This is a genomic window from Streptomyces sp. RG80, assembly GCF_040446465.1.
In the GTDB taxonomy this organism is placed as follows: Bacteria; Actinomycetota; Actinomycetes; order Streptomycetales; family Streptomycetaceae; genus Streptomyces.
In genome coordinates this window covers 38,772-64,577 of the sequence record NZ_JBEAAJ010000014.1, presented here as the reverse complement: position 1 = coordinate 64,577, position 25,806 = coordinate 38,772, and the positions used below count along the sequence as shown (strand labels likewise).

Here is a 25,806-nt window from a genome sequence, read left to right as displayed (position 1 = left end):
CGCGCTCGCTAATCTCCGGGCATGCGTGACGGGGGAGAAGTCGAGGACAGTACGAGCACGGACGACGAGCGGCCCGTGCGGTCTCTCGCCCGGCTGAGGAAGCACTGGCTGCTCACCTCGGCCGTGGCGCTGGCCCTGCTGACGACCGCCACGGCCGTGCCGATCGTCCTCGCGGACTCCGGGGGCGGTGAACCCCCGTGCGAGGAGATACCGGCGTCCACCCGCGCCCTCGCGAAGGACCCGGCGGCCGCCACCCGCGCCCTCGACCCCGGCGACGAACTCACCCTGTTCGGCGCCGCACGCGACCTCCTGGTCCACGAGAACCCGTGCGGGGACGGCGCCGAGGTGCTCGGTCAGGTCGTCGAGGCCGCCACCCGTGCCTCGGCCCACGGCAAGCCCCACACCCTCGCCCAGGCACGCAGTGCCTACGCCGTCGTCGCCGCCTTCGACGACCGCGACGTCCCCGCCGGCATGGCCCCCGCCCTCGCCCGCATGCTCGCCGAGTACATCGTCGACGCCAACCGCTACCTGAGCAACGACGACGAGGCCTACACCCCGGCCGTCGACGCGACGACGGCCGCACCGGACGACACCGGCTGGACGACGTACGGCCGCTTCCTCGCCCCCGGTGAGGCGCACACCGACTTCGAGCACTCCCAGCCGTATTCCTCCGTGCGCGCGAATCCGGAGGCCCTGCTGGCCGAACTGGCCAAGGACCCCGAGGCGTTCGCCATCCTGTACGACGCCCAGCGCGCGTACCTCGCGTACTACCTCGAACGCATCACCCGGACCGGCACCGACCCCGACTACCACCCCGAGCCGGACAAGGACGGCGCCCCCGAGTCCGCCGACACTTGGGTCGACATCGACCTGGCCCACCTCGCCGACCGCGTCGGCACGCTGATGAACCTCCGGGCGCGCTACGCCAGGGAGGGGGAGATCCCCGACCTCACGGCCTTCGACAAAGCGGTACGGCAGCACACGCGCGGCGCCTACCGGGCGGCCACGGAGCAGCAGAGCAGCCGGCCGCCGGTCGGGGACATCGCCGAGCGGGAGGTCTCCGGACCCGTGCGCGGGGACCTGACGGACGGACGGCACCAGCTGTTCACCACGCTGGACGCCTGGACCGAGGCACGGAAGGTACCTCGGGAACGCGCGGCGGAGCTGCGGCAGTTGATCGACGACCAGTACGTCAGGGCGCTGTGGATGTCGAGGTGAGCGCAGTCAGCCGCCGAGGCGCAGGTCCGAGCAGCCCCGCTGCCGCACCTGCTCCTCGGCGAAGGCCGCGAGCAGCTTCCGCTTCTCGGCCTCGCTCACGCCGGGTGCGTCCTTGGCGGCGCTGAGGGCGAAGGTGGCCGCCTCGCCGTCACAGCGGGCCGTCGCCGTCCGGGCGGCGGGCCAGCGGTCCTCCTCGGCGATCAGACGGCTGCTCCAGTCGCCGTACCAGGCGGCGAACGACAGCTGCGTCTCCATCTCACCGGAGTCGGCGTGCCGCGCGGAGAAGTCGCACCGCCCGACCGGACCCGCGTCGTTCATCAGCGTCGCGACGCGCCACCGGGACTTGTCGAGCAGGTCGGTCTCGGACGCCCAACCGCAGGCCGTGCCCGCGGACTCGGCGAGGGACACCGTCCTCGGATCGGCCTCCGGATTCACCGGAGCGGCGTCCCCGCCGGGCGTCTTGAGCGGCTCGGCGCCGCAACCCAGCCGCTCGGACGCGGAGTTGGTGAGCGTCACCGCCGTCTCGTAGGCGGCGGGCGTGCCCCAGAGGGTGTCCCGGCCCAGCTGGGTGCGCACCAACATCCTGCGCTGCCGGCCTTCGTCGTCCTCGCCGAGGGCCGGACAGGGCACCAGGAACTGAAGAGCGCCGAACTGGTCGATGAAGCCGGGCAGCCCGTCCGGCATCGGCGCCATGTCGTCGAACCCCGTTTCGGGGAAGACCGTCTTCAACTCCCGGTCCACATCGTCCCGGCGGGTGTACGCCTCCATCATCAGGAGCCGGTCGCTGCGCAGTTCGTCTCCCTCGAAGTCGAGGGAACAGCCGTAGTCGCCCAGCACTTCGTGGGAGGCGGACGTCGCGTCCTTGAAGTGCGAGCCGTTGCGCCCCAGTTCACGCACCGCGTCGACGGGCAGCGCCCCGTCGCAGGCCGTGCGCAACAGCCACCAGTCCTGCGCGTACGGAGCGGCGATCCAGCCGCCAACCCCCAGCACGACCGCAGCCGACACCGACACCTTGACCCAGCGCCGCATTCCTTGCCCCCGTAGCAGGTCCACCCGTTTACGGGCGGGACCCTATCCGGCGGCGGAGCGAGCGGCGCGAGGCGGGGCGGGTTCGCGGACACACGGTGCTCGGCGGGGCCTCGCGGCCCCGACCTCTTCGGTCGTGTCGCGCTCAGCGCGCCTCGGCGGCCTTGACCTCTTCCGGAGTGGGGGCCGTCCCGCCGAGGTGGGCCGGCATCCACCAGGTGTCGTCGGCGTCCTTGGGGCGGACCGGGTAGGCGCGCTGGGCGGCCTCCAGCATCTGCTGGACGCTCTCACGCAGCTGGCGGGTGATGGCGCCCGCGTACTTGTCCTTGGACGCCTCGATCGCCTCGCCGACCCGGATGGTGATCGGGATGTGGCTGCGCTTGAAGTTGCGCGGGTGGCCCTTGGTCCACAGCCGCTGCGTGCCCCACACCGCCATCGGGATCAGCGGGACGCCCGCCTCCTGGGCCATGCGCGCCGCACCCGACTTGAAGCTCTTCAGCGTGAACGACTGCGAGATGGTGGCTTCCGGGAAGACGCCGACGATTTCGCCCGAGCGCAGCGAGTCCAGCGCGTGCTGGTAGGCCGTCTCACCCTGCTTGCGGTCCACGGGGATGTGCTTCATCCCGCGCATCAACGGACCGGAGATCTTGTGCCGGAACACCGACTCCTTCGCCATGAAGCGAACAAGACGTTTCTGCGGGAGCGCCGCCAGCCCGTCGAAGATGAAGTCCAGGTAGCTGATGTGGTTGCTCACCAACACGGCGCCGCCCGAGCGCGGGATGTTCTCCGATCCCTTGCAGTCGATCTTCAGGTCCCACGCCTTGAACAGCGTGAGGGCGAGGCCGACGGCCGGACGGTAGACAAGCTCTGCCATGGACGGAGTGGACCCTTCCTTCTCTGCCTGGGAAAGGAGGCCCCCGGCGGGAAAGTTACGGCGCCGTAGGTTTACGGCATCTCGCAGATCGTGCCCCAAGAACGGACCGGGGGCCAGTCCTGGTGCCGGTGAACGGCGAGATCCTTGTCACGTCGGCAGCTTGATCCACCTCGGGCTTTTACGCCGCCTTTACTGCGCGCGTACCGTCACCCGCCGTACGAGCAGGTACATCTCGCAGCCCAGGCAGTATCCGAACGCGGAGTTGAGGAACGCGGCCGCGAGCGCCGCCCCGGTCGCGGCGAGCCCCAGCCACGCCGGCCCGAGCCCGTACCCGACGAGCCCCACCGCCGCGAAGACGAGCCCGACCGCCTGCGCGAACCGCGGTGGCTCAGGCGCCTCGAACTCGGTCGGCGGGCCGATCCGGGGACGGACGACCTTGCGGAACAGCCAGCCGTACGGCGAACGTCCCACCCCGCCCGCCGCGCCCAGCGCGAACGCCAGTGTCTGCCAGGCCAGGAGCCACACACTGCCGGTGATCAGTACGACCGCCAGCACTAGGGTCGTCACGGCCGCGCCGAAGCGCGGTCCCCTCACGTCGATGTCCATGAATCAAGCATTCCGCATGGAGTTCCCGGCGTGGAGCCGGGAATCTTTGCAGTCTCGTGAACGCTGGAGCCCAGTGATGACCGGAGTTGTGGTGTGTGTGGTGGTGCTCGCGGTCGCGAGCGCCTATGGACTGCTGCACAAGCGGCGGAGCGGGAGAGTACGGGTGCGCGGGCGTGACGACGGCAAGCGGCTCGGCGCAGCCGAGTTGGGCGGGGAGTTGGGGGAGCGCGCCACGCTCGTCCAGTTCTCCAGCGCCTTCTGCGCGCCCTGCCGGGCCACCAAGCGGGTGCTGGGCGAAGTCGTCGGGATGGTGCCCGGAGTGGCCCACATCGAGATCGACGCCGAGGCCCACCTCGACCTCGTCCGCGAACTCGACATCCTCAAGACGCCGACCGTGCTCGTGCTGGACGCCGACGGCCGTGTGGTGCGGCGCGCCACCGGGCAGCCGCGCAAGGCGGACGTCATCGCGGCGCTGGGGGAGGCGGTTTGACACCGGTTGCGCGGACGGTGAGGCATCTCCCATATCCCGGAACGCACTTGACTGTGCGCACCACCTATCGTCAGCCTGACCTGATGCCTTCGGAACTCCTTCTCTTCGGGCGGGTCCATGTCGACCTCGCCCGCACGGCGAGCGCGCGCTGTCCGGGTTGCTGAACAGCCACGGACACCCCCGCCCCTCCTTGCCGAAGGACCACTCCATGACGGCCTCACCGGATCTCCGCACTCCTCAGCTCGGCTCTCCCGACCTGCTGCGCTCCGTCTTCCGACGGCACGCGGCGGGGGTCGCCGTGATCACCGCCGGTGGCGAGCAGGGCCCCGTCGGCTTCACCGCCACCTCCCTCACCTCTGTCTCCGCCGAGCCCCCGATGCTCTCCTTCGGGGTCGGCACCGGCGCCTCCAGCTGGCCGGTGCTGTCCGAGGCCGACCATGTCGGCGTGCACATACTCGGCGAGCACCAGCAGGAGCTGGCCGCCACCTTCGCCCGCAGCGGCGCCGACCGTTTCGGGGCGCCGACGGTCTGGCGCGAGGGTCCCGAGGGGGTGCCCGTCCTCGACGACGTCCTGGCCTGGCTGGTGTGCCGGGTCGTCGCGCGCGTGCCCGCATGTGACCATCGCATCGTCCTGGCCGAGGTGGTCCTCGGCGATCCCGCCGGCCCGGGCCGTCCGCTGCTGTACCACCAGGGCCGGTTCGGCGGTCTGCGCGACTGACGCCCCTTCTGCGAGGCCGTCGAGTTCCGATTACGCTGCGTTGCGAAGGTCACAGTTCAAAGCGCTTGCTTAGCGGGAACGAAATGGGTGTACTGACGAGTAATATTTCGTTCGGAGCGCGGGTCGCCCCGATCGGGATCGGCCGCTTGAGGCGCCTATGCTGCCTGCAAGCAGGCAGCACAGAAATGTCGACGCAGCAGTAGGAGAGCCGGCGTGAGCTTGAGGATCGTTGTCACCGTGAAGTACGTGCCCGACGCCACCGGCGACCGGCACTTCGCCGATGACCTGACCGTCGACCGGGACGACGTGGACGGTCTGCTCTCCGAGCTGGACGAGTACGCGGTCGAGCAGGCGCTGCAGATCTCGGAGAACTCCGACGACGACGTCGAGGTCACGGTCCTCACCGTCGGTCCGGAGGACGCCAAGGACGCGCTGCGCAAGGCGCTGTCCATGGGCGCCGACAAGGCGATCCACGTCGAGGACGACGACCTGCACGGCACCGACGCGATCGGTACCTCGCTGGTGCTGGCCAAGGCGATCGAGAAGGCCGGCTATGACCTGGTCATCTCCGGCATGGCCTCCACCGACGGCACCATGGGCGTGCTGCCCGCGCTCGTCGCCGAGCGGCTGGGTGTGCCGCAGGTGACGCTGCTGTCCGAGGTCTCGGTCGAGGACGGCACGGTCAAGGGCCGCCGGGACGGCGATGCCGCCTCCGAGCAGCTGGAGGCTTCGCTGCCGGCGGTCGTGTCGGTCACCGACCAGTCGGGCGAGGCGCGCTACCCGTCCTTCAAGGGGATCATGGCGGCCAAGAAGAAGCCGGTGGCCTCCTGGGACCTGTCCGACCTCGACATCGAGGCCGAAGAAGTGGGTCTGGACGGCGCCTACACCAAGGTCGACTCCGCGGCTGCGCGTCCGGCGCGTACCGCCGGCACGATCGTCAAGGACGAGGGCGAGGGCGGCAAGCAGCTCGCCGAGTACCTCGCGAGCCAGAAGTTCATCTAAGGCTCACCCCCCCTACCGCCCCCAGACTTCGCAATTCGCAGGAGAGCATTCCCATGGCTGAAGTTCTCGTCTACGTCGACCACGTGGACGGTGCCGTCCGCAAGCCCACCCTGGAGCTGCTGACCCTGGCCCGCCGCATCGGCGAGCCGGTCGCCGTGGCGCTGGGCAACGGCGCCGCCGACACCGCCGCCGCCCTCGCCGAGCACGGCGCGGTCAAGGTCCTCACCCACGAGGCCGCCGAGTACGCCGACTACCTGGTCGTCCCCAAGGTCGACGCCCTCCAGGCCGCCTACGAGGCCGTCTCCCCGGCCGCCGTGCTGGTCCCCTCCTCCGCGGAGGGCAAGGAGATCGCCGCCCGTCTCGCACTGCGCATCGGCTCCGGCATCATCACCGACGCCGTCGACCTCGAAGCGTCCGACGAGGGCCCGGTGGCCACCCAGTCGGTGTTCGCCGCCTCCTTCTCCACCAAGACCCGCGTCATCAAGGGCACCCCGGTCATCACCGTCAAGCCCAACTCCGCCGCCGTCGAGGCCGCCCCCGCCGCCGGCACCGTCGAGGCCCTCACGGTGTCCTTCGGCGCATTGGCCACCGGCACCAAGGTCACCGCCCGCACCCCGCGCGAGTCCACCGGCCGCCCCGAGCTCACCGAGGCCGCGATCGTCGTCTCCGGCGGCCGCGGCGTCAACGGCGCGGAGAACTTCGCGCTCATCGAGTCCCTCGCCGACTCCCTCGGCGCGGCCGTCGGCGCCTCCCGCGCCGCCGTCGACGCCGGCTGGTACCCGCACACCAACCAGGTCGGCCAGACCGGCAAGTCCGTCTCCCCGCAGCTGTACATCGCCTCCGGCATCTCCGGCGCGATCCAGCACCGCGCCGGCATGCAGACCTCCAAGACCATCGTGGCGATCAACAAGGACGCCGAGGCCCCGATCTTCGACCTCGTCGACTACGGCGTGGTCGGCGACCTCTTCGACGTCGTCCCCGCCCTCACCGAGGAGATCAACACCCGCAAGGGCTGATCGCGCGCAGGCATGACGAGGCCCCCGTGACCGCTATCCCAGCGGCCCACGGGGGCCTCCTCTCATGCCAGGGTCAGTGACGCCTGCACGGGCAGATGGTCGCTCGGGAACTGCCCGTCCCGCGCGAACGTGTTGATCCAGGCGCGGTGGACGCTGGCGCCGGGCGTCGCGAGGATCCAGTCGATCCGCTCCCCGCCGGGCATGAGCGGCTTGTAGCCGTGGAAGGTCGCGTACAGCTCGCCGCGCTCGGCCGCGGCGTCCCAGGTGTCGACGAGCCCGGCGGCGAGCAGGGTGTCGTAGGCCTGGTTCTCCCCGGCCGCCGCGTTGAAGTCGCCGGTCACGATGATCGGTGAGGAGCGGGCGAGTTCCGCGATCCGCTCGCCCACGAAGGACGCGGAACGCTCGCGCGCGTACTGGCTGACATGGTCGAAGTGTGTGTTGAGGACGTGGAACTGCCGCCCGCCACGGACCCGTTCGCGGAACCGCACCCAGGTCACGATGCGGGGGAGCGCGGCTCCCCAGGTGTTCGAGCCGATCGCCCTGGGGGTGTCGGAGAGCCAGTACGTGTCGTGCTCGAGAGGGGACAGCCGGCGGGCGTCGTAGAAGATCGCCGTGGACTCGTCGTGGCTGCCGCCCTCGCGGCCGGTGCCGATCCAGTCGTAGTGCGGGCCGAGGTCGGTGTGGATGTCGCGCAGTTGCTGGTAGAGGCCTTCCTGGGTGCCGATGAGTGTGGGGGTCTCGCGGCGTAGGAGCTCGCGCATCACCGGGCGGCGGGCGGCCCAGCTGTTGGGTTCGGAGGTGCTCGCGAAGCGCAGGTTGAACGTCATGACCTCGAGCCGGCGGTGGCCAGATCCGGCGACGGGGGCGGGCATCGTGGCCATCAGCGGCACGGCGAGCGCGGTGGCCACCGCCGTTCTCAACCCCATGCGACGGGTCATTCTGTTGGTGTGCGACATGTAATCCCCTCCCGACGGGCCAGGATGAAGGTCCGAACCCGCGTGCGAAAGAGGGCGTCGCGAATGACGGTGGTGGCTCATGCTGCGGACGGGTGTTGACCGGCGGGAAGTCCACGGATAACTTCGCTCTACGGATTGTTGATTCCGTAGAGCGGAAAATAGGAGGGTGTGGCATGGGTCAGGGCCAGCAGGAGCAGGTGGCGACGAGCCTCGCGGGCGCCGTCAGCGAGGAGATCAGCGCCTCTCTCGCCCCGGTCGACGCCGAGCTGGAGCGCCGCTACCCCGGTGACCCCGGCACCCGCCAGCCCGTCCACACCGTCTACGTCCCCGGCGACGCCTTCGCCGCCGACACCCTCCGCTCCTGGGGCGACCGGGCGCTCGCCGCCCTCGACGAACACGCCCCGGACGCCGCGTCCTTCGCCGCCGTACTGGGCCTGTCCGACGAGCTCGCCGAGCCCGTGTACTCCCGCGTCCGGGCCAAGCTGGAGCGCGAGCCCATCGAGGACCTGCGGGTCGACTTCGAGGACGGCTACCAGGGCAAGGACGAGGACCAGGACGCCGCCCGCGCCGCCCGCCTGATCGCCGAGGCGTACGAGAACGGCACGGCCGCCCCCTACATGGGCATCCGCATGAAGTGCATGGAGGCGCCTGTCCGCGACCGTGGGATCCGCACCCTCGACATCTTCCTCACCGGCCTGCTGGAGGCCGGCGGCCTGCCCGAGGGCCTCGTCCTGACGCTGCCGAAGGTGACGTACGCCGAGCAGGTCACCGCCATGGTGCGGTTGCTGGAGGAGTTCGAGAAGGCGCGCGGCCTGGAGCCCGGCCGGATCGGCTTCGAGATCCAGATCGAGACCAGCCAGTCCATCCTCGCCACCGACGGCACCGCCACCGTCGCCCGGATGATCCAGGCCGCCGAGGGCCGCGCCACCGGCCTGCACTACGGCACCTTCGACTACAGCGCCTGTCTCGGCGTCTCCGCCGCCTACCAGGCCAGCGACCACCCGGCCGCCGACCACGCCAAGGCGATCATGCAGGTCGCGGCGGCCGGCACCGGGGTACGCGTCTCCGACGGCTCCACCAACGTCCTGCCGGTCGGTCCGACGGCGAAGGTCCACGACGCCTGGCGGCTGCACTACGGCCTCACCCGCCGCGCCCTGGCCCGCGCCTACTACCAGGGCTGGGACATGCACCCCGGCCACATCCCGACCCGGTACGCCGCCGTCTTCGCCTTCTACCGCGAGGGCTTCGAGCAAGCCGCCGGCCGCCTCGCCCGCTACGCCAACCACGCCGGCGGCGACGTCATGGACGAGCCCGCCACCGCCAAGGCCCTCAGCGGCTACCTGCTGCGCGGCCTGGACTGCGGCGCCCTCGACATCGCCGAGGTCGCCCGCCTCACCGGCCTGACCAGGACGGACCTGGAGGGCTTCGCGACACCGAGGCGCGGTGACCTGACGATCTCCGGCAAGTAGGGGCTCGATACATTGCGGCCATGACTCTGGGATCCGACGACGAGATACGCACCCGCGAGGAACTGGCCGCGTTCGTCCGCGCGCTGCACGAGGAGTGCCTCCAGCGGGGCGACGAGTGGGAGAACCGCACCCTCGACACCTTCCTGGAGGCCCTCTCGGCGTGGATCGACGACGCGGGGGGCTGGTACCGCAACTTCGACAAGAACCTCCCCACCGGGGGCGACTGGACCTTCCTGGCCCGGGCACTGCGTGCCGCGACCGACTACGAGTGACGGGTGGCGCCCGAGGGGCCGTCCGTGACGGATTAGTCTGGGCGCCACGCATGGATGGGCCACAGGAACGGGGCGACGGTGTCATCGGGGGAGAACGGGCGGATGGACGAGGCCGGGCGGCTGCTGGCCGGGCGTTATCGCGTGGTGGCGCAGCTCGGTCGGGGCGGTATGGGTGTCGTCTGGCGGGCCGTCGACGAGGTCCTCGGCCGTGAGGTCGCGGTCAAGGAACTGCGCACCTACAACGACGCCGACGGCCCCGAACTCGCCGGCCTGCGACTGCGTATGCAGCGCGAGGCCCGCGCGGCGGCCCGGGTCCGCCACCCCGGCGTCGTGGCCGTGCACGACGTCACCGAGGTCGACGGGCGCCCGCTGATCGTCATGGAGCTGGTGGACGGGCCGTCCCTGGACGACGTCCTGCGCGAGCGCACCCTCGACCCGCGCGAGGCGGCCGGGATCGGCGCCAAGGTCATGGAGGCGCTCGCCGCCGCCCACCGTGCCGGCGTTCTGCACCGGGACGTGAAGCCCGGCAACATCCTGCTCGACCGCTCGGGCCGCGTCGTCCTCACCGACTTCGGCATAGCGACGATGGAGGACCCGGGCGACGGCTCGGCCACCCACCTCACCCGCAGCGGCGAACTGGTCGGCTCCCTCGACTACCTGGCCCCCGAGCGAGCCCAGGGCGCCGACCCGGGTCCGGCCTCCGACGTCTGGGCCCTGGGCGCCACGCTGTACGCCGCGGTGGAGGGCTCCTCGCCCTTCCGCCGCACGTCGACCTTCTCCACCCTCACCGCGATCGTCTCCGAACCCCTTCCGGACCCCGTGCGGGCCGGAGTCCTCGGCCCCGTCCTCCAGATGCTGCTGGACAAGCGGCCCGAAGGGCGCCCGGAGGCGGAGGAGGCCGGGCAACTGCTCCAGATGGTCGCGGAATCGGGCGGCGAGGACGCGGCGACGACGACACTGCGAGGCGCGCCGGCTACGACGGGCCCGGCGCCTGTGGAGACGGAGCGCGCCGTGCCGTCGGTGCCGCCGGGGTTCGGGCCGGTGGAGCCCACGGGACAGGGCTCGCCCGGGTTCGGCGGGCCGGGTCACCCGGCTCCCGCCCCGCAGGATCCGGCCGTCACCGGTCCCATGGACACCACCCGCCCCGCCCGCGGCAGGAAGCGGGTTCTCCTCGCCGCCGTGGCCGTCACCGTCGTCCTCGCGTCGGCCGGTGCCACGGTCGCCCTCCTCAACGACAAGGGCGACAGCAGGACGAACGCGCGCTCCTCGGCGAACGCCACCGGCATCGAGGCCACCTCCTCCGCGAGCGGCCGCGGGGGCGCCGTGCGCACGGACGAGCCCGAGCCGACCGAACAGGGCGACGAGAAGCCCCCGACCACGACCGCCTCGCCGGACCGCACGGCCGGTGCCACCCCCTCCGGACGGGCCACCACGTCCTCCCCGACCAGGTCCTCGGGCAGCGGCAACGAGGGCACGGCTAGCGGCGGTTCGGGCGACGGCGGCGCCACCGGCGGTGGCGCGACGACCCCCGCGCCTTCCTGCACCTCCAGAGGCGACGGCAAGTACGACTGCGTGGTCTGGAAGACCGCCGCCTCCTACACCGCCTCCGGCACCCAGGTCGGCACCCTGAACGCGGGCACCAACTACTTCTACTGCCAGCAGAACCTGGGCCGTCGCGAGACGGACGGGGAGTGGACCAACGTCTGGTGGGCCAAGACCGACGACGACAGCGGCAACACCGGCGTCTTCGTCAGCGACGTCTACATCAAGGGCGGCGACAACGACGAGCCGGTGCCCGGACTGCCGGTCTGCTGAGCCCGCACATGGTGCTCCAGACCGGAGGCAGTCACCAGCTTCTCCTCCTTGAAGAGCCGGGTGCCCCGCCGGCACAGTTCCCGGTCGGCGCGCGCCCGCGCGCAGAACTCCTCCGGCGTGACCCCGAACAGCTCCCTCAACCGGGCTGATCCGACGAGGAGTTCGGTGATGAGCGCCCGCTGACCCGGATGGGTGCGCGGGGCGCCGGTGCCGTCGTGGAGGACGCCGTGGCGGTTGACGTACACATAGGCGCCCGGGAGCCGGGTGCCGTCCGCCAGCTCGATCCGCACCTCGGGTGAAGGCAGCCAGGCGCGCCGGTAGTTGCCGGTCGGCAGCGGCACCCCCTCGCTCGCGTCGATCACGGCCAGCTGCTCGGCGTCGAGCCAGGTGACGAACAACTCCGCCACGGTGGCGGGCGCTTCGACCGGCGAGGCCGACACGTATCCCAGCAGGCTCACATGTGCCGAGACACCGACGCCGATGCCGGTGACGCGGGCCCGCACCATCGGGATGGGCGAGCTGATCCCGAACTCGGCCATCTTGTGCCGCAGTTGGGCCGGGCTGGCATTGGAGCCGACCGCGAGGACGGGGACCCGGTCCTCGTACAGCAGCCGGTCGAGCGGCAGCAGCAGGTCACCGTCCAGGAGCCCGGAGTCGGACGGCCATCCGCCCGGGTACAGCAACGGATGATCGCGCGGCGCCTCGGCCAGCCCCAGGGCCTCCAGGCTGCGAGGGTCAGGGTCGGGCCCGGGCGGCCGCACCCCGCTCGGCGAGTCCCGAACGGGCTGCCGTGGACCCCCTGTCACGGCCTCGAGGGCCGCACTCGCCTGCGCTGTAGCGACCGCCGAAGCCGTACCCGGTTCCAGCGGTCCGTCCGCCGATGCGCTCCCCGGCCCAAGCGGTCCGTCCGTCGAAGCCGTGCCCGGCTCCAGCGACCCGTCCGCGTGTCCATCAGGCACCCGCACCGGCTCAGGCCGGCGCCACGCCTCGCGTGCGCGTTCCATCACGGGCCGCTCAGTCCGCCGGCGGCAGTTCGCCCGAGCCGCGGGTGATCAGCCGGGTCGGCAGCTCGATGCGTTCCGGGGTGATCAGGGTGCCGTCGAGCTGGCGGAAGAGGCGTTCCGCGGCGGTGCGGCCGAGGGCCGCCGCGTCCTGGGCGACGACGGTGACGCCCGGCTGGAGCAGGTCGGCGAGTTCGATGTCGTCGAAGCCGACGAGCGCGACCCGGCGGGTCTGTTCGGCGAGGACGCGGACCACGGTGACCGTCACCCGGTTGTTGCCCGCGAAGACCGCGGTGACCGGCGTCGGACCGGAGAGCATCTCCTCGGCCGCCCGGCGCACCCGTACCGGGTCGGTGACGCCGAGGGACATCCAGGAGTCCTCGACCGGTATGCCGGCGTCCTCCATGGCGGCCCGATACCCGCGCAGCCGCTCGGCGGCGGTGTGGATGCGGGGCATGTCGCCGATGAAGCCGATCCGGCGGTGCCCGTGCGCGATGAGGTGGGCGACACCGTCCCGGGCGCCGCCGTAGTTGTCCGAGAGGACCACGTCGGCGTCGATCTGCCCGGCCGGACGGTCCACGAACACCGTGGCGACCCCCGCCTTCAGCTCGGGCTCCAGATACCGGTGGTCGTCACCGGCCGGGATGACCACGAGCCCGTCCACCCGCCGGGCGCACAGCGCGAGGACCAGCTCCTGCTCACGCTCCGGGTCCTCCGCGCTGGAGCCGTTGATCAGCAGCGTGCCGTGCAGACGGGCCACTTCCTCGACCGCCCGGCTGAGCGGGCCGTAGAACGGGTCCGCGAGGTCCTCCAGGACCAGCCCGATACTGGCCGTGCTGCCCTTGCGCAGCACCCGCGCGCTGTCGTTGCGGCGGAAGCCGAGCGCGTCGATGGCCTCCTGGACCCGGCGCTCGGTCTCCGGCGTGACGCCCGGCTCGCCGTTGACCACGCGGGAGACCGTTTTGAGGCCGACCCCGGCGCGCGCGGCCACGTCCTTCATCGTCGGACGGTTGCCGTAACGCGTGGCGGTGAGGCGGTCTGCGCGGCGGGTGGAGTCGGGCACGATGCGGCGTCCTGTTCCTGTCGTCCGAGAAAGGTGCGGCGGCCATGATTTTGTATGAGGATGTGGCGTCGAGCATAGGGCCTGGACAACGTTGTCAGATGCGGGGGACACTGTCCACCGCAATCACACCGGTTCCGTGCCCCCACCCCGGGACCGGCCCGCCCTTTCTCACGGTTGACGGGGAGATCTGACACTGATGCACACCGACCTAGTGGCCGCGCTCGACATCGGCGGCACCAAGATCGCCGGAGCCCTGGTCGACGACCGGGGCCGGATCCTGGTGCGGGCCCAGCGCGCCACGCCCGCCAAGGAGGACGGCGAGACCGTGATGGGGGCCGTCGAGGGGGTGCTCGGCGAGCTCACCGCCTCGCCGTTGTGGGGACGCGCCTTGGCCCTCGGTATCGGCAGCGCGGGCCCGGTGGACGCCTCCGCGGGCACCGTGAGCCCGGTCAACGTGCCGGGCTGGCGCGACTATCCGCTGGTCCGTCGGGTTCGGGAGGCTACGGGCGGGCTGCCCGTGCAGCTGATCGGCGACGGTGTGGCGATCACCGCCGCCGAGCACTGGCAGGGCGCGGCCCGCGGCCACGACAACGCGCTGTGCATGGTGGTCTCCACGGGCGTCGGCGGCGGGCTGGTCCTCAACGGCCGTCTGCACCCGGGTCCGACCGGCAACGCCGGTCACATCGGCCACATCAGCGTGGACATCGACGGCGACCCGTGCGCGTGCGGCTCGCGCGGCTGTGTGGAGCGCATCGCGAGCGGCCCCAACATCGCGCGCCGGGCCCTGGAGAACGGCTGGCGGCCCGGCCCGGACGGCGACACCTCCGCCGCCGCGGTGGCCGAGGCGGCCCGGGCGGGCGACCCCGTAGCCGTGGCCTCCTTCGAGCGCGCCGCCCAGGCCCTGGCCGCCGGCATCGCGGCCACCGCGACGCTCGTGGAGATCGACATCGCCGTGATCGGCGGTGGTGTGGGCAAGGCGGGCGAGGTCCTCTTCGCGCCACTGCGCAAGGCGTTGACCGACTACGCCACGCTCTCCTTCGTGCAACGCCTGGCGGTCACGCCGGCCCAGATGGGCACCGACGCGGGTCTCGTGGGCGCGGCCGCCGCGGCCCTCGCCAAGCGCCCGGACGCGGCGACGGTCTGACGACTTCTCGGCAGGAACGTTCACTCGGTGGCCGGACCGACGGGCACCCGTCGCTCCGGCCACCGAGTCACGTCGCCATGGCCCAACAGCCCGGCGCGTGCCGGGTATCGGCCAACATCCAGTGCTGTCCGGACGCCGTATGCCCGAGGCAAGAGACAGACGGCACGTCCCATCCCCTCACTGTGGGTGTCTCTGACACATCCCGTTTTCCCACAGAACATGGCTGATCGTCAGGTTTATGGCCCGATTTCATGCTTAGCCGCCCCAAGCCGGACGAGTAGCGTCATGGGCCTTCCGCGAAGCGTTCGGCGGGCGAAGGGGGAATGCCATGACGTGGCTGGGCTGGGAGAGTCTCGGAGGCACGCTCACGAGCGGCCCCGGTGTGTCGTCCTGGACCTCGGGGCGGCTGGACACGTTCGTGCGCGGTACGGACTCCGCGCTGTGGCACAAGTGGTATCAGAACGGCTGGTCGAACTGGGAGAGCCTCGGAGGCGTCCTCACCTCGGAACCCGCGGCGGTCTCCTGGGGCAACGGCCGGATCGACGTCTTCGTGCGCGGCACGGACTCCGCGCTGTGGCACAAGTGGTTCCAGAACGGCTGGTCGGGCTGGGAGAGTCTCGGCGGTGTCCTCACCTCCGGTCCAGCGGTGGCCAGTTGGGCGTCCGGTCGGCTGGACGTCTTCGTGCGCGGTACGGATTCCGCGCTGTGGCACAAGTGGTTCCAGAACGGCTGGTCCGGCTGGGAGAGCCTGGGAGGTGTCCTCACCAGCGCGCCCGCGGCGGTCTCGTGGAGCAACGGCCGTATCGATGTCTTCGGCGCCGGTACCAACGCGGCCCTGTGGCACAAGTGGTTCCAGAACGGCTGGTCCAACTGGGAGAGCCTCGGGGGTGTCCTCACCTCGGCGCCTGCGGTGTCCAGTTGGGCGCCCGGACGGCTCGACGTCTTCGTCGCGGGGACCGACTCGGCGATGTGGCACAAGTGGTTCCAGAACGGCTGGTCGGGCTGGGAGAGCCTCGGCGGTGTCCTCACCAGCGCGCCCGCGGCCGTCTCGTGGGGGCCGAACCGGATCGACACCTTCGTCGCCGGGACCAACAGCGCGATGTGGCACAAGTGGTGGACGCAGGTCCCGACCGTACGACTGCACGCCAAGATCCTCACCGCGCCGAACGTGTCCGTCACCGACGCCGTCGCACGGATGCGGGAGGTGTACGCGACCGCGGGCATCGCCGTGGAGCTGGCGTCGACCGAGAACCTGAACCTGCCGGCGCTCAACGACATCGACGTCGGGCAGTGTGTGAGCGGACAGACCACGGCCGAGCAGAACGAACTCTTCGCGCACCGCAACAACGCGGGTCCCAACGACGTCGTCGCCTATTTCGTACGGTCGACGGTTCCGCCCTTCAACGGCTGTGCGGCCCATCCCGCCGACCGTCCGGGTGCCGTCGTGGCGCAGGGTGCGACACAGTGGACACTGGGCCATGAGATCGGACATGTCCTGGGCCTGCGGCACGTGAACGACAACGACCGCCTGATGACGGGCAACGGGACGGCCAACATCACCCACCCGCCGCCCGACCTGGTCTCGGACGAGGTCAAGACCATGCTCGACAGTCCCCGGACCCAGGACATCTAGGAGGCTTCGGTGAGCGTATCGATGCGTGATGTGCGCAAAGTCCTCGATCCCGAGGAGCCGGACTACTCGGCCGCGGCCCGTCTGGGCACCGCCAGTCTCCCGCATCTGCGGACCCTGGTCGCCGGCGACGACCCGCTGCTCGCGGCCAAGGCTGCCTACGCGGCCGGACAGCTGGAGGGCGACACCGGGCAGGACGTCGTGACCACGGCCGCCCAGAGCGACGATCCGTCGCTGCGGGTCGCGGCGGCCAGTGCCGCGGCGAGTCTGCCCCCGGCCTCCGCCGCCGCGGTCCTCACGGACCTGGTCGCGGACGACGATCCCGGGGTGCGCAAGGTGGCCCTGGCCGCGGTGCCCGAGAACCCGCCGACGGAGCTGGCCGACCGCGTCCAGCAGGCCGCTCTCGCCCCGCCCGCGATGCCGGCCGAACCGGTGCCGAACGGTGAGCAGCCGCTGGGCGCGATGCCCGGGGAACGGGCCGACAGCGGGCTGATGCCGGGTGAGGGCCCCACGGCCGGTCTGATGCCCGGCGAGGAACCGGGGACCGAGCGCGGCATGGGGGACTCCGGCGGTGGGCCGAAGCCGGGGAAGATGCCCGGCGAGGAGTGAGTTCCGGCGGGTGAGGGTGCCCGGGCCGAGGCGCCGATCGAGCGCCGGGCCCGGGCACCGTCGTACGCCCGCGGACCGCTCCGGTGACGCGGGCCGGCTCCTTTCGCCGGCCTTCCCGTGACTCTCGGCGGGCGGCGCCGTTGATCAGGGCATGAAGAAGCGCACCATGCTCGCCATCGCCTCCATGGCCACGGGTTTCGTCGTCGCCGCGGTCACCCCGTCGCACGCCGTCGGGGGTGACCTGCCCGACCTCGACGTCGACAAGACCGTCAGCACCCTCGGCGACACCATCGCCGACGACAGCCTCGCCGTCGACGACACCGCCCTCGGACAGAACGGCTGACGACCACCGGACACGGCGCCGGTGCCCCTCGCGTCAGGGGGCACCGGCGCCGTCGTGTGTACCCCCTCAGCTGGAGCTGGTTTCCGTGGCAGGGTGAAGCGGGCAAGCCTCAGGGGGCCAACAGAAGAGGGGGAACCGTGATCGTCTGGATCAACGGTGCGTTCGGTGCGGGGAAGACCACCACCGCACGAGAACTGATCGAACTGATCCCGAACAGCACACTCTTCGACCCCGAGGTGATCGGCGGAGGGCTGACGCACCTGCTCCCGCCCAAGCGCCTCGCCGAGGTCGGCGACTTCCAGGACCTGCCGATCTGGCGGCGTCTGGTGATCGACACGGCGGCCGCGTTGCTGGCCGAGCTCGGCGGGACCCTCGTGGTCCCCATGACCCTGCTGCGCCAGGAGTACCGCGACGAGATCTTCGGCGGCCTCGCCGCCCGCCGGATCACGGTCCGGCACATCCTCCTCGCTCCGGCCGAAACGATCCTGCGCGAGCGAATAGCCGGGCGGGACATCCCGCCTGACCTCCCCGACGGCGAGATACGGGTACGGCAGTGGTCGTACGACCACATCGAGCCGTACCGTGCCGCCCTCGCCAACTGGCTGACCGCCGACGCCCACCCCGTCGACACCGGCGCCCTCACCCCGTACGAGACGGCCGTCCGGATCGCCGAGGCCGTCAGCTCCGGATCCGCGCCCGTCAGCGACATCGTGCAGACGCCCGAACCGACCGCGGAGACCGTCGCCGCCGGCGTCCTCCTCTTCGACGAGCAGGACCGGGTGCTGCTCGTCGACCCCACCTACAAGGCCGGCTGGGAGTTCCCCGGCGGTGTCGTCGAGCCCGGGGAGGCACCCGCGCGGGCCGGGATGCGCGAGGTCGCCGAGGAGACCGGGATACGGCTGGCCGACGTACCGCGGCTCCTCGTCGTCGACTGGGAGCGGCCCCGGCCGCCCGGCTACGGCGGTCTGCGGCTCCTCTTCGACGGCGGCCGTCTCGACTCCGCCGAGGCGGGCCGGGTACTGCTGCCCGGACCCGAACTGCGCGCCTGGCGCTTCGTCACCGAGCAGGAGGCCGCCGACCTGCTGCCGCCGGTGCGCTACGAGCGCCTCCGGTGGGCGCTGCGGGCGCGGGAGCGAGGGGCGGCGCTCTATCTGGAGGCGGGAGTTCCGGCGCCCTGAGCGGCGGATCGCAACGCCTTGTCGGGGTACGGGGTCAGCCTGCTCTCCTCGTGCAGCCGACGGACGAACTCGTCCATGACGGCCGTCGGGCGGGCGTACCGGCTGATGATGTCGGCGGCGACCCGAGGAATCCCGCCCTGGGGCTGCGTGCCGTCCGCGCAACGGCGCACGAAGGCGTCCCGCTCCGGCCCGCGGAGGTCGTGGAGGGCGGTGACGAGCCAGATCACCAGGTGTCTGGTGGTGTAGTCGCGGTCGTAGCGCCGGTGCCGGTCGAAGAAGACGCGTTCCTGCGGGGTGAGGCGGAAGCGGCTGGAGAGGGAGAGGCCGTAGTCGGCGAGGTAGAGCTGCCGGCCGTCGGTGAGGATGTTCTGGAAGTGGGCGTCGAAGTGCAGGAGTTCGCTGCCGCCGAGGAAGCCGGTGAGCTCGGCGAGTCGCCGTTCGACCAGGGCGCACGCGGTGTCGGCTTCGGCCGTGCGCAGCCGGTCGTCGAACCAGTCGTGGAGGGTCTGGGGGATGTACTCGAGGAACAGCGCCAGGCTCGCGCTCGCGGTGCGCAGCCCCTCCAGGCGCTCGCGCACCGCCGGGCTGCCGCCCCAGTAGGCGACGGACCGTTCCACGTCCGCGAGTTGGGCGGGCAGGGGCTGGGGGGTGTCGGGCAGGACCCGCCAGTGGTGCATCAGCGGGAAGCCCGCGAACCGGTCGGCCAGTACCCAGTTCGTCGTCATCGCGTGCACGGCGAGCTCCCGCCACGCGCTCAGGCCCGGGCTGCCGATGCCGTAGTGGAAGTACGGCGGCAGGTCGAAGAGGTTCGCCGTCGACCGGACGTTCTCCGGCCGTCGTTCGAGGTCGGTGAGCGGAACCCGCTTCACGAAGACCCGTCTGCCGTCCACCTCGACCAGGGCCGACCGTCCGCCGATTCCGGTGCCGAGCGGTGTCGCCGAGGCGACCAGTTCCGCCAGTTCGTGGTCGCTCAGGAGGGAGAGGGACGTGGTGAGTTCGGCGTGGGCGGTGATGCGGGTGGAGGTGGACATGGCCCCATGATCAGGGTCGTGCCCTGCTCGTGGGGCCATGTCCACCGATCGTCCCGGTCGCTCAGCTCACGGCGTAGTTCCGCAGGAACAGCGCCTCCGTGACCGACAGCCGCTCCAGTTCCTCCGGGGAGACGCTCTCGTCGACCGCGTGGATCTGGGCCTCCGGCTCGCTCAGGCCGATGAGGAGGATCTCCGCGTGCGGGTAGAGCGCGGCGAGGGTGTTGCACAGGGGGATGGAACCGCCCTGACCCGCGTACTGCATCTCCTGGCCCGGGTAGGCGACCGCCATGGCCTCGGCCATCGCCGCGTACGCCGGGCTGGTGGTGTCGGCGCTGAACGCCTGGCCCTGGCCGATCTGCTCGGTGCGCACCCGGGCGCCCCACGGGGTGTGCGCCTCCAGGTGGGCCTGGAGCAGCTTGGTCGCCTCGGCGGCGTCGATGCCCGGCGGCACCCGCAGGCTGACCAGGGCCCGGGCGCTCGCCTGCACGGACGGGGTGGCGCCGACGACCGGCGGGCAGTCGATGCCGAGGACCGTGACGGCGGGGCGCGCCCAGATACGGTCGGCGACCGTGCCGGAGCCGATCAGCTCGACCCCGTCCAGGACCTTGGCGTCCGTGCGGAACTGCTCCTCGTCGTACTCCAGGCCCTCCCAACGGCTCTCGGGCGCCAGGCCGTCGACCGTCGTGGAGCCGTCCTGCGCGCGCAGCGAGTCCAGTACGCGGATGAGCGCGGCCAGCGCGTCGGGCGCCGCGCCGCCGAACTGGCCGGAGTGCAGGTTGCCCTGGAGCGTGTCGACCTGGACGCGGAGCATCGTCATCCCGCGCAGGGTCGTGGTGACCGTCGGCAGCCCGACCCGGAAGTTGCCCGCGTCGCCGATGACGATGGTGTCGGCCTCCAGGAGGGCCGGGTGCTCCTCGGCGTACCGCTCGAGGCCGCCCGTGCCCATCTCCTCGGAGCCCTCGGCGATCACCTTGACGTGCACCGGCACGCCGCCGTTCGCCTTCAGGGCCCGCAGCGCGAGCAGATGCATGATCAGGCCGCCCTTGCAGTCGGCGGCACCGCGTCCGTACCAGCGGCCGTCGCGCTCGGTCAGCTCGAACGGCGGAGTCGTCCAGGCGGCCTCGTCCAGCGGCGGCTGCACGTCGTAGTGCGCGTAGAGCAGGACCGTCTTCGCGCCCGCCGGGCCGGGCAGGTAGCCGTACACCGACTGGGTGCCGTCCGGGGTGTCGAGCAGGGCCACGTCCTCGAAGCCCTCGGCGGTGAGCGCGTCGGCGACCCAGCGGGCGGCGCCCTCGCTCTCGCTCCTGGGGAACTGGTCGAAGTCCGCCACCGACCTGAACGCCACCAGTTCGGTGAGCTCCGCCCGCGCCCTGGGCATCAGCGAGGCGACGGTCTCGGCGACCGGATTCGACGACATGGGCACGCTCCTTGTGGGTGCGACGTTGTACATGTGGGTACGGAGATCCTCCCACAGCGGCCCGGGGCCGATGGCCTGCGACGATGGCGGTCGTAGGATGCGGTAGGCAGGATCGGCAAGCGGCTTGATCGGAGCAGTAGACCATCGTGACCAGCGAGAACTCTTCGGCGGACGACGCCCGGCAGGTGTGGGACGTCGTCGTGGTGGGTGCGGGGCCCGCGGGTGCCTCGGCCGCGTACGCGGCGGCGGTGGCCGGCCGGCGTGTGCTGTTGCTGGAGAAGGCCGAGCTGCCGCGCTACAAGACGTGCGGCGGCGGCATCATCGGCCCCTCCCGGGACGCCCTGCCGCCCGGCTTCGAACTGCCGCTGCGGGACCGGGTGCACGCCGTGACGTTCTCGCACAACGGCCGCTTCACCCGCACCCGTCGCTCCAAGCAGATGCTGTTCGGGCTGATCAACCGGCCCGAGTTCGACCAGCAACTGGTCGAGCACGCCCAGAAGGCGGGCGCCGAGCTGCGTACGGGCGTCACCGTGCAGCGGGTGGAGCAGCACGGCTCGGCGGTGCCGGACAGGCGCACCGTCGCCGTGGTCCTCCAGGGCGGTGAGACGGTGCTCGCGCGGTCCGTCGTCGGCGCGGACGGCAGTGCCAGCCGTATAGGAGCGCATGTCGGGGTGAAGCTCGACCAGGTGGACCTGGGGCTGGAGGCGGAGATCCCGGTGCCGGAGACCGTCGCCGAGGACTGGCGGGGGCGGGTGCTCATCGACTGGGGCCCGATGCCCGGCAGTTACGGCTGGGTCTTCCCCAAGGGGGACACGCTCACGGTCGGGGTGATCTCGGCTCGCGGTGAAGGCGCCGCCACCAAGCGGTACTTGGAGGACTTCGTCGCCCGGCTCGGCCTCGCCGGCTTCGAACCGAGCGTGTCCTCAGGTCACTTGACGCGTTGCCGGGCCGACGACTCGCCGCTGTCCCGTGGCCGGGTGCTGGTGTGCGGGGACGCGGCCGGGCTGCTGGAGCCCTGGACGCGCGAGGGCATCTCGTTCGCGCTGCGCTCGGGCCGGCTGGCGGGGGAGTGGGCGGTGCGGATCGCCGAGGCGCACGACGCCGTGGACGCCCGCCGCCAGGCCCTGAACTACGCGTTCGCCATCAAGGCGGGGCTGGGCGTGGAGATGAGCGTCGGCAAGAAGCTGCTGATGGCGTTCGAGCGCCGGCCGGGCCTCTTCCACGCGGCGCTGACCGGATTCAGGCCGGCCTGGCGGGCGTTCATGGAGATCACCCGCGGGTCCACGTCGCTGGGTGAGCTCGTGCGTCACCGTCCCCTGGCCCAGCGGGTGCTGACCGGGCTGGACCGGCGGCCGGAGCCGGGCGCCGACGAGGTCACTTCCTGACGGTGATCCGGAAGACGGGGTGGTCCGGGGCCGCCGCGAGGATCTCCTCGTCGGAGGACTTCGCGGTGACCCCCTGGAAGTACTGGTTGACCTCCCAGCCCCACTTCTCCAGGTAGGTCCGCAGGATCGCGAGCTTCTCCTCGTCGGGAAGCTCCACCGCGGTGAACTCCCGGACCTTGCGGCCGACCCGCAGCTCCCCGCCGCCGGCCACCCGCATGTTGCGCACCCACTGGGAGTGGCCGCGGGCCGAGACGAGGTACTGCGTGCCGTCGTACGTGTGCGGGTTGACCGGGATCCGCTGCATCTTGCCGCTCTTGCGGCCGCGCACCGACATCTCCGCCATGCCCGCGAGGCTGAGGCCGTGCCGGGCCAGCCAGCCCATGAGGCTGTTGAAGCGGACGTTGAGCGGGCTGCCCTTGAGGTAGTACGGCGACGACGACATGGTGACCCCTGTGAGTTCGAGAGAGCAGTGCTCTCGCTTTCGGTGGGACCAGTCTGCACGGAGCGGCGCTCCAAATCAAGAGCAGTGCTCTCGATTGTGTGCACTGCTCTGCTTCTGTGGGAGACTGAGGCGCATGAGCACCGCACAGGGAGCCCGGGCCCGCGCCCGGATCGAGGTCACCGCCGCCATCAAGGACGAGGCACGCCGGCAGCTCGCCGCGGAAGGCGCCGCCAAGCTCTCGCTGCGGGCCGTCGCGCGTGAGATGGGGATGGTCTCCTCCGCGCTGTACCGGTACTTCCCCAGCCGCGACGACCTGCTCACCGAGCTCATCATCGACTCCTACAACTCCCTGGGGGCGGACGCCGAGGCGGCGCGCGACCAGGCCGCGGCCGCCGGGCCCGCCGAGCGCTGGACCGCGGTGTGCGAGGCGGTACGGGGCTGGGGGCTGCGGCATCCCCACGAGTACGCGCTGATCTACGGCTCCCCGGTCCCCGGCTACACCGCCCCCGACACCACCGTCCCGGCCGCCGCCCGCGTGGGCCTGGTCCTCATCGGCATCGTCCGCGACGCCCACCAGGAGGGCACTCTGACCGAGCCTCCGCTGGCCGCGGAGCTGCGCCCCGAAGCCGAACGGATGGCCGCCGACCTGGCCCCCGACCTGCCGCCGGAGTCGGCGGCGGCGCTCGTCGCGGCCTGGGCCCAGCTCTTCGGGCTGGTGGGCTTCGAGCTGTTCGGCCAGTTCCACCGCGTCGTCGAGGACCGCGACACCTTCTTCCGGCACGCCGCGACCCGGCTCGGCCACGGGGTGGGACTGGTGCCCCGGCGGACCGGCGCCGCCGCCGGATCCTGACGGGGTCCCCGCGCCGTACTTCGCGGGGAGTACGTGTGGTCACCACGCTCGGCTGACGTCCCGGGCGGTCGGTGGCGTCTAGCGTGGCGGGCATGGACGAGCAGCGCGGGTCCGGGGGCGGTCCGCCCCTGTGGTGGTGGCACGGGCCGACGTGGTGGAACCGTTGGGGCCAGGCGGACAGGGCGTCCCGGTGGCCCTGGCGGTCCACCGTGCTGGTCACGGTCTTCGTGCTGGCCGGGTCGAACTTCGCGGCCCGCCAGCAGGCGGACGAGCGAGCCCACCTCGACGTCTTCGCGCGCGTGCTGCTCTTCGTGGCGGCCGCGCTGCTGCTGTGGCGGCTGCGGCACCCGGTGGTCGTGGTGTTCGGCACGGCGGCCGCCACGATGCTCTACCTCGGCGCCGGATACCCCTACGGACCGGTCTTCGTGACCTTCGCCCTGGGCTGCTTCAGCGCCATCGTCGCGGGAGACCGCAGGGCCGCCTGGACGGCACTGGGGCTGCTCTGGGCCGGGCATGTGCTGGTGGCCCACTGGCTCTACCAGTGGCTGCCGCCGTCCGGGGACGCCGCCGCCTCCTGGGGGTCGGAGGGCGTGGTCGCGGCCTGGGGGATCGCGATCGTGGCCCTGGCGGAGCTGGCCAGGACCCGCCGTGAGCAGTGGGCCAAGGAGCGGGCCGAACAGGCACAGGCGGCACGGCGGCGGGCCGACGAGGAGCGGCTGCGGATCGCCCGCGAGCTGCACGACGTCCTCGCGCACAGCATCTCCGTGATCAACGTGCAGGCCGGCGTCGGCCTCGCGCTCCTCGACAGCGACCCCGAACAGGCGCGCACGGCGCTCACCACCATCAAGGCCGCCAGCAAGGAGGCGCTCGGCGAGGTCCGCCAGGTCCTCGACACACTGCGCACACCCGGAGACGCGCCGCGCGCCCCGGCACCCGGGCTCGACCGGCTGCCGGAACTGGTGGAGCAGGCGGCGAGCGCGGGCCTGACCGTCGAGGTCGAGGGAGAGCTCCCGAAGCTCGCGCCCGGCACGGATCTCGCCGCGTTCCGTATCGTCCAGGAGGCCCTCACCAATGTCGTACGGCATTCGGGATCGCGGCACGCGCGCGTGTGCGTCGAGCACGGTGACGGGACGACGCTACGGCTGCGTATCGACGACGACGGACCCGCGACCGGCGGCGACGCGGGTGGCAGTGGCAACGGCCTTGCCGGAATGCGGGAGCGGGCCGCGGCGCTGGGTGGCACGATCGAGGCCGGGCCGCGTCCCGACGGAGGTTTCCGGGTGCTCGCCGTGCTGCCGCTCACAGTGAAGGAGATCCGGTGATCCGCGTACTGCTCGCCGACGACCAGTCACTTGTCCGGGCCGGGTTCCGGGCGCTGCTCGACGCGCAGCCCGACATCGAGGTGGCCGGCGAGGCCTCCGACGGTGAGGAGGCAGTGCGCCGGGTGCGTGAACTGCGCCCGGACGTCGTCCTGATGGACATCAGGATGCCCGGCCTCGACGGGCTCGCCGCGACCCGCAGGATCAGCGACGACGCGGGGCTGGCGGGCGTCAAGGTGGTCATGCTCACCACCTTCGAGCTCGACGAGTACGTCTTCGAGGCACTCCGCTCGGGCGCCTCCGGCTTCCTGGTCAAGGACACCGAGCCGGAGGAGCTGTTGCGTGCCGTGCGGGCGGTGGTCGAGGGGGACGCGCTGCTCTCGCCGGGTGTGACGCGGCGGCTGATCGCCGAGTTCGCGGCCCGTTCCAAGGAGCCCGCGGCGGGCGACGCGCTCGGCCAACTCACCGAGCGGGAGCGGGAGGTGATGGCCCTGGTCGGCATCGGCCTGTCCAACGAGGAGATCGCCCGGCGCCTGGTGGTCAGCCCGCTCACCGCGAAGACCCACGTCAGCCGCACGATGGTGAAGCTGGGGGCCCGTGACCGGGCCCAACTCGTCGTGCTGGCCTATGAGTCGGGGTTGGTGCGGCCGGGGTGGCTGGGCTGAGCGGTGGTGTCCCCCTGCCGGAAACGGATCAGTACGCTGACGGTCCGGGCCACGAACAGCACCGGCGCGAGCACCGTGCCCGCGCGGATCGACAGCATCTCCAGCGTGTCCGGCAGCTCGAAGAGCAGCGCCGGGCCCGCGAGCGCCCCGAACAGGACCGCCGCCGCGAACGCGGCGCTGACCAGTGCGTATCCGATCTCGACGGTGATCGCGTCCCGCTCGGCCTTGTTCCGTCGTCCCCCGTGCTCAGTCATACGACAAGTGTCA

At 71.8% G+C, this 25,806-nt stretch carries 27 protein-coding genes; 17 read left to right on the top strand and 10 right to left on the bottom strand.

Features of this window, described 5'->3' with window-relative positions; all coding sequences use genetic code 11:
• The first annotated feature begins 21 nt into the window (after positions 1 to 21).
• Positions 22 to 1,218: a hypothetical protein gene (locus ABKA17_RS39795; RefSeq protein WP_353697277.1), complete on the top strand. Its 1,197-nt coding sequence runs from the start codon at positions 22 to 24 to the stop codon at positions 1,216 to 1,218.
• A 6-nt stretch (positions 1,219 to 1,224) separates the two neighbouring features.
• Here ABKA17_RS39795 and ABKA17_RS39790 read toward each other — a convergent pair whose 3' ends face one another.
• The 3 genes from ABKA17_RS39790 to ABKA17_RS39780 all read right to left on the bottom strand — a co-directional run bounded on the left by ABKA17_RS39790 (position 1,225) and on the right by ABKA17_RS39780 (position 3,724).
• Positions 1,225 to 2,247 carry a hypothetical protein gene (locus ABKA17_RS39790; protein ID WP_353697276.1) on the bottom strand — a complete coding sequence of 341 codons (1,023 nt, stop codon included), beginning with the start codon at positions 2,245 to 2,247 and terminating at the stop codon, positions 1,225 to 1,227.
• 142 nt (positions 2,248 to 2,389) lie between these two features.
• Entirely contained in the window at positions 2,390 to 3,118 is a 729-nt protein-coding gene (locus ABKA17_RS39785) for a lysophospholipid acyltransferase family protein (RefSeq protein ID WP_353697275.1), read from the bottom strand.
• 189 nt (positions 3,119 to 3,307) lie between these two features.
• Positions 3,308 to 3,724, bottom strand: coding sequence for a DUF4395 domain-containing protein (locus ABKA17_RS39780; protein ID WP_353697274.1), 417 nt, complete (start codon positions 3,722 to 3,724; stop codon positions 3,308 to 3,310).
• Between the two features lie 76 nt (positions 3,725 to 3,800).
• On the opposite strand from ABKA17_RS39780, the gene ABKA17_RS39775 reads away from it, so the two are divergent.
• From ABKA17_RS39775 to ABKA17_RS39760, 4 genes are all read left to right on the top strand, one after another.
• A complete protein-coding gene (locus ABKA17_RS39775; protein WP_353697273.1) occupies positions 3,801 to 4,214 on the top strand; it encodes a TlpA family protein disulfide reductase in 414 nt (137 codons plus the stop codon).
• A 208-nt stretch (positions 4,215 to 4,422) separates the two neighbouring features.
• The gene (locus ABKA17_RS39770; protein ID WP_353697272.1) at positions 4,423 to 4,932 is read left to right on the top strand and encodes a flavin reductase family protein; all 510 of its coding nucleotides are present in this window, start codon (positions 4,423 to 4,425) and stop codon (positions 4,930 to 4,932) included.
• A gap of 213 nt (positions 4,933 to 5,145) precedes the next feature.
• Positions 5,146 to 5,934, top strand: coding sequence for an electron transfer flavoprotein subunit beta/FixA family protein (locus ABKA17_RS39765; RefSeq protein WP_353697271.1), 789 nt, complete (start codon positions 5,146 to 5,148; stop codon positions 5,932 to 5,934).
• A 53-nt stretch (positions 5,935 to 5,987) separates the two neighbouring features.
• A complete protein-coding gene (locus tag ABKA17_RS39760; RefSeq protein ID WP_353697270.1) occupies positions 5,988 to 6,950 on the top strand; it encodes an electron transfer flavoprotein subunit alpha/FixB family protein in 963 nt (320 codons plus the stop codon).
• A gap of 62 nt (positions 6,951 to 7,012) precedes the next feature.
• On the opposite strand, the gene ABKA17_RS39755 is transcribed toward ABKA17_RS39760, so the two are convergent.
• Positions 7,013 to 7,876, bottom strand: a complete 864-nt coding sequence (locus ABKA17_RS39755; protein WP_502994522.1) for an endonuclease/exonuclease/phosphatase family protein — start codon at positions 7,874 to 7,876, stop codon at positions 7,013 to 7,015.
• Positions 7,877 to 8,079: 203 nt separating this feature from the next.
• Here ABKA17_RS39755 and ABKA17_RS39750 point away from each other — a divergent pair, with 203 nt between their 5' ends.
• From ABKA17_RS39750 to ABKA17_RS39740, 3 genes are all read left to right on the top strand, one after another.
• The gene (locus ABKA17_RS39750) at positions 8,080 to 9,375 is read left to right on the top strand and encodes a DUF6986 family protein (RefSeq protein WP_353697268.1); all 1,296 of its coding nucleotides are present in this window, start codon (positions 8,080 to 8,082) and stop codon (positions 9,373 to 9,375) included.
• Between the two features lie 20 nt (positions 9,376 to 9,395).
• Entirely contained in the window at positions 9,396 to 9,647 is a 252-nt protein-coding gene (locus ABKA17_RS39745) for a DUF7660 family protein (RefSeq protein ID WP_353697267.1), read from the top strand.
• 78 nt (positions 9,648 to 9,725) lie between these two features.
• Positions 9,726 to 11,462 carry a serine/threonine-protein kinase gene (locus tag ABKA17_RS39740; protein WP_353697266.1) on the top strand — a complete coding sequence of 579 codons (1,737 nt, stop codon included), beginning with the start codon at positions 9,726 to 9,728 and terminating at the stop codon, positions 11,460 to 11,462.
• Here ABKA17_RS39740 and ABKA17_RS39735 read toward each other — a convergent pair.
• The gene (locus ABKA17_RS39735) at positions 11,408 to 12,187 is read right to left on the bottom strand and encodes a hypothetical protein (protein ID WP_353697474.1); all 780 of its coding nucleotides are present in this window, start codon (positions 12,185 to 12,187) and stop codon (positions 11,408 to 11,410) included. The genes ABKA17_RS39740 and ABKA17_RS39735 overlap by 55 nt on opposite strands.
• 289 nt (positions 12,188 to 12,476) lie before the next feature.
• Complete coding sequence (locus tag ABKA17_RS39730; RefSeq protein ID WP_353697265.1) at positions 12,477 to 13,526, bottom strand: LacI family DNA-binding transcriptional regulator; 1,050 nt, start codon at positions 13,524 to 13,526, stop codon at positions 12,477 to 12,479.
• A gap of 196 nt (positions 13,527 to 13,722) precedes the next feature.
• On the opposite strand from ABKA17_RS39730, the gene ABKA17_RS39725 reads away from it, so the two are divergent.
• The 5 genes from ABKA17_RS39725 (at position 13,723) to ABKA17_RS39705 (ending at position 18,430) form a co-directional block, all read left to right on the top strand.
• The gene (locus tag ABKA17_RS39725; RefSeq protein WP_353697264.1) at positions 13,723 to 14,670 is read left to right on the top strand and encodes an ROK family protein; all 948 of its coding nucleotides are present in this window, start codon (positions 13,723 to 13,725) and stop codon (positions 14,668 to 14,670) included.
• Positions 14,671 to 14,998: 328 nt separating this feature from the next.
• Positions 14,999 to 16,303 (top strand): DUF8189 domain-containing protein, encoded by a 1,305-nt coding sequence (locus ABKA17_RS39720; RefSeq protein WP_353697263.1) that lies wholly within the window; start codon positions 14,999 to 15,001, stop codon positions 16,301 to 16,303.
• Between the two features lie 9 nt (positions 16,304 to 16,312).
• Entirely contained in the window at positions 16,313 to 16,909 is a 597-nt protein-coding gene (locus ABKA17_RS39715) for a HEAT repeat domain-containing protein (RefSeq protein WP_353697262.1), read from the top strand.
• A 151-nt stretch (positions 16,910 to 17,060) separates the two neighbouring features.
• Complete coding sequence (locus tag ABKA17_RS39710; protein ID WP_353697261.1) at positions 17,061 to 17,252, top strand: hypothetical protein; 192 nt, start codon at positions 17,061 to 17,063, stop codon at positions 17,250 to 17,252.
• A gap of 137 nt (positions 17,253 to 17,389) precedes the next feature.
• Positions 17,390 to 18,430 carry an NUDIX hydrolase gene (locus ABKA17_RS39705; RefSeq protein ID WP_353697260.1) on the top strand — a complete coding sequence of 347 codons (1,041 nt, stop codon included), beginning with the start codon at positions 17,390 to 17,392 and terminating at the stop codon, positions 18,428 to 18,430.
• On the opposite strand, the gene ABKA17_RS39700 is transcribed toward ABKA17_RS39705, so the two are convergent.
• Together ABKA17_RS39700 and ABKA17_RS39695 are read right to left on the bottom strand one after the other, a co-directional pair.
• Positions 18,400 to 19,461: a protein kinase family protein gene (locus ABKA17_RS39700; protein WP_353697259.1), complete on the bottom strand. Its 1,062-nt coding sequence runs from the start codon at positions 19,459 to 19,461 to the stop codon at positions 18,400 to 18,402. The genes ABKA17_RS39705 and ABKA17_RS39700 overlap by 31 nt on opposite strands.
• A 61-nt stretch (positions 19,462 to 19,522) precedes the next feature.
• Positions 19,523 to 20,878, bottom strand: a complete 1,356-nt coding sequence (locus ABKA17_RS39695) for a dipeptidase (RefSeq protein WP_353697258.1) — start codon at positions 20,876 to 20,878, stop codon at positions 19,523 to 19,525.
• A gap of 146 nt (positions 20,879 to 21,024) precedes the next feature.
• Between ABKA17_RS39695 and ABKA17_RS39690 the strand changes: the two genes are divergently transcribed.
• Complete coding sequence (locus ABKA17_RS39690) at positions 21,025 to 22,263, top strand: geranylgeranyl reductase family protein (RefSeq protein WP_353697257.1); 1,239 nt, start codon at positions 21,025 to 21,027, stop codon at positions 22,261 to 22,263.
• Here the strand turns inward: ABKA17_RS39690 and ABKA17_RS39685 are convergent.
• Entirely contained in the window at positions 22,253 to 22,705 is a 453-nt protein-coding gene (locus ABKA17_RS39685; protein ID WP_353697256.1) for a nitroreductase family deazaflavin-dependent oxidoreductase, read from the bottom strand. The genes ABKA17_RS39690 and ABKA17_RS39685 overlap by 11 nt on opposite strands.
• 133 nt (positions 22,706 to 22,838) lie before the next feature.
• Here ABKA17_RS39685 and ABKA17_RS39680 point away from each other — a divergent pair, with 133 nt between their 5' ends.
• From ABKA17_RS39680 to ABKA17_RS39670, 3 genes are all read left to right on the top strand, one after another.
• Positions 22,839 to 23,555: a TetR/AcrR family transcriptional regulator gene (locus ABKA17_RS39680; protein ID WP_353697255.1), complete on the top strand. Its 717-nt coding sequence runs from the start codon at positions 22,839 to 22,841 to the stop codon at positions 23,553 to 23,555.
• Positions 23,556 to 23,647: 92 nt separating this feature from the next.
• A complete protein-coding gene (locus ABKA17_RS39675; RefSeq protein WP_353697254.1) occupies positions 23,648 to 24,877 on the top strand; it encodes a sensor histidine kinase in 1,230 nt (409 codons plus the stop codon).
• Positions 24,874 to 25,539 (top strand): response regulator, encoded by a 666-nt coding sequence (locus ABKA17_RS39670; RefSeq protein WP_353697253.1) that lies wholly within the window; start codon positions 24,874 to 24,876, stop codon positions 25,537 to 25,539. Before ABKA17_RS39675 ends, ABKA17_RS39670 begins: the two co-directional genes overlap by 4 nt.
• Here the strand turns inward: ABKA17_RS39670 and ABKA17_RS39665 are convergent.
• On the bottom strand, positions 25,500 to 25,793 hold the full coding sequence (locus ABKA17_RS39665) for a DUF6332 family protein (RefSeq protein WP_353697252.1): 294 nt from the start codon (positions 25,791 to 25,793) through the stop codon (positions 25,500 to 25,502). The two genes, ABKA17_RS39670 and ABKA17_RS39665, sit on opposite strands and share 40 nt — an antisense overlap.
• Between the last annotated feature and the right edge of the window lie 13 nt (positions 25,794 to 25,806).

Coding starts and splice junctions, on each gene's coding strand:
- ABKA17_RS39795 (WP_353697277.1), top strand. CDS start 22: ATGCGTGACGGGGGAGAAGTCGAGGACAGTACGAGCACGGACGACGAG.
- ABKA17_RS39790 (WP_353697276.1), bottom strand. CDS start 2,247: ATGCGGCGCTGGGTCAAGGTGTCGGTGTCGGCTGCGGTCGTGCTGGGG.
- ABKA17_RS39785 (WP_353697275.1), bottom strand. CDS start 3,118: ATGGCAGAGCTTGTCTACCGTCCGGCCGTCGGCCTCGCCCTCACGCTG.
- ABKA17_RS39780 (WP_353697274.1), bottom strand. CDS start 3,724: ATGGACATCGACGTGAGGGGACCGCGCTTCGGCGCGGCCGTGACGACC.
- ABKA17_RS39775 (WP_353697273.1), top strand. CDS start 3,801: ATGACCGGAGTTGTGGTGTGTGTGGTGGTGCTCGCGGTCGCGAGCGCC.
- ABKA17_RS39770 (WP_353697272.1), top strand. CDS start 4,423: ATGACGGCCTCACCGGATCTCCGCACTCCTCAGCTCGGCTCTCCCGAC.
- ABKA17_RS39760 (WP_353697270.1), top strand. CDS start 5,988: ATGGCTGAAGTTCTCGTCTACGTCGACCACGTGGACGGTGCCGTCCGC.
- ABKA17_RS39755 (WP_502994522.1), bottom strand. CDS start 7,876: ATGGGGTTGAGAACGGCGGTGGCCACCGCGCTCGCCGTGCCGCTGATG.
- ABKA17_RS39750 (WP_353697268.1), top strand. CDS start 8,080: ATGGGTCAGGGCCAGCAGGAGCAGGTGGCGACGAGCCTCGCGGGCGCC.
- ABKA17_RS39745 (WP_353697267.1), top strand. CDS start 9,396: ATGACTCTGGGATCCGACGACGAGATACGCACCCGCGAGGAACTGGCC.
- ABKA17_RS39725 (WP_353697264.1), top strand. CDS start 13,723: ATGCACACCGACCTAGTGGCCGCGCTCGACATCGGCGGCACCAAGATC.
- ABKA17_RS39720 (WP_353697263.1), top strand. CDS start 14,999: ATGACGTGGCTGGGCTGGGAGAGTCTCGGAGGCACGCTCACGAGCGGC.
- ABKA17_RS39710 (WP_353697261.1), top strand. CDS start 17,061: ATGAAGAAGCGCACCATGCTCGCCATCGCCTCCATGGCCACGGGTTTC.
- ABKA17_RS39700 (WP_353697259.1), bottom strand. CDS start 19,461: ATGTCCACCTCCACCCGCATCACCGCCCACGCCGAACTCACCACGTCC.
- ABKA17_RS39695 (WP_353697258.1), bottom strand. CDS start 20,878: ATGTCGTCGAATCCGGTCGCCGAGACCGTCGCCTCGCTGATGCCCAGG.
- ABKA17_RS39685 (WP_353697256.1), bottom strand. CDS start 22,705: ATGTCGTCGTCGCCGTACTACCTCAAGGGCAGCCCGCTCAACGTCCGC.
- ABKA17_RS39680 (WP_353697255.1), top strand. CDS start 22,839: ATGAGCACCGCACAGGGAGCCCGGGCCCGCGCCCGGATCGAGGTCACC.
- ABKA17_RS39675 (WP_353697254.1), top strand. CDS start 23,648: ATGGACGAGCAGCGCGGGTCCGGGGGCGGTCCGCCCCTGTGGTGGTGG.
- ABKA17_RS39665 (WP_353697252.1), bottom strand. CDS start 25,793: ATGACTGAGCACGGGGGACGACGGAACAAGGCCGAGCGGGACGCGATC.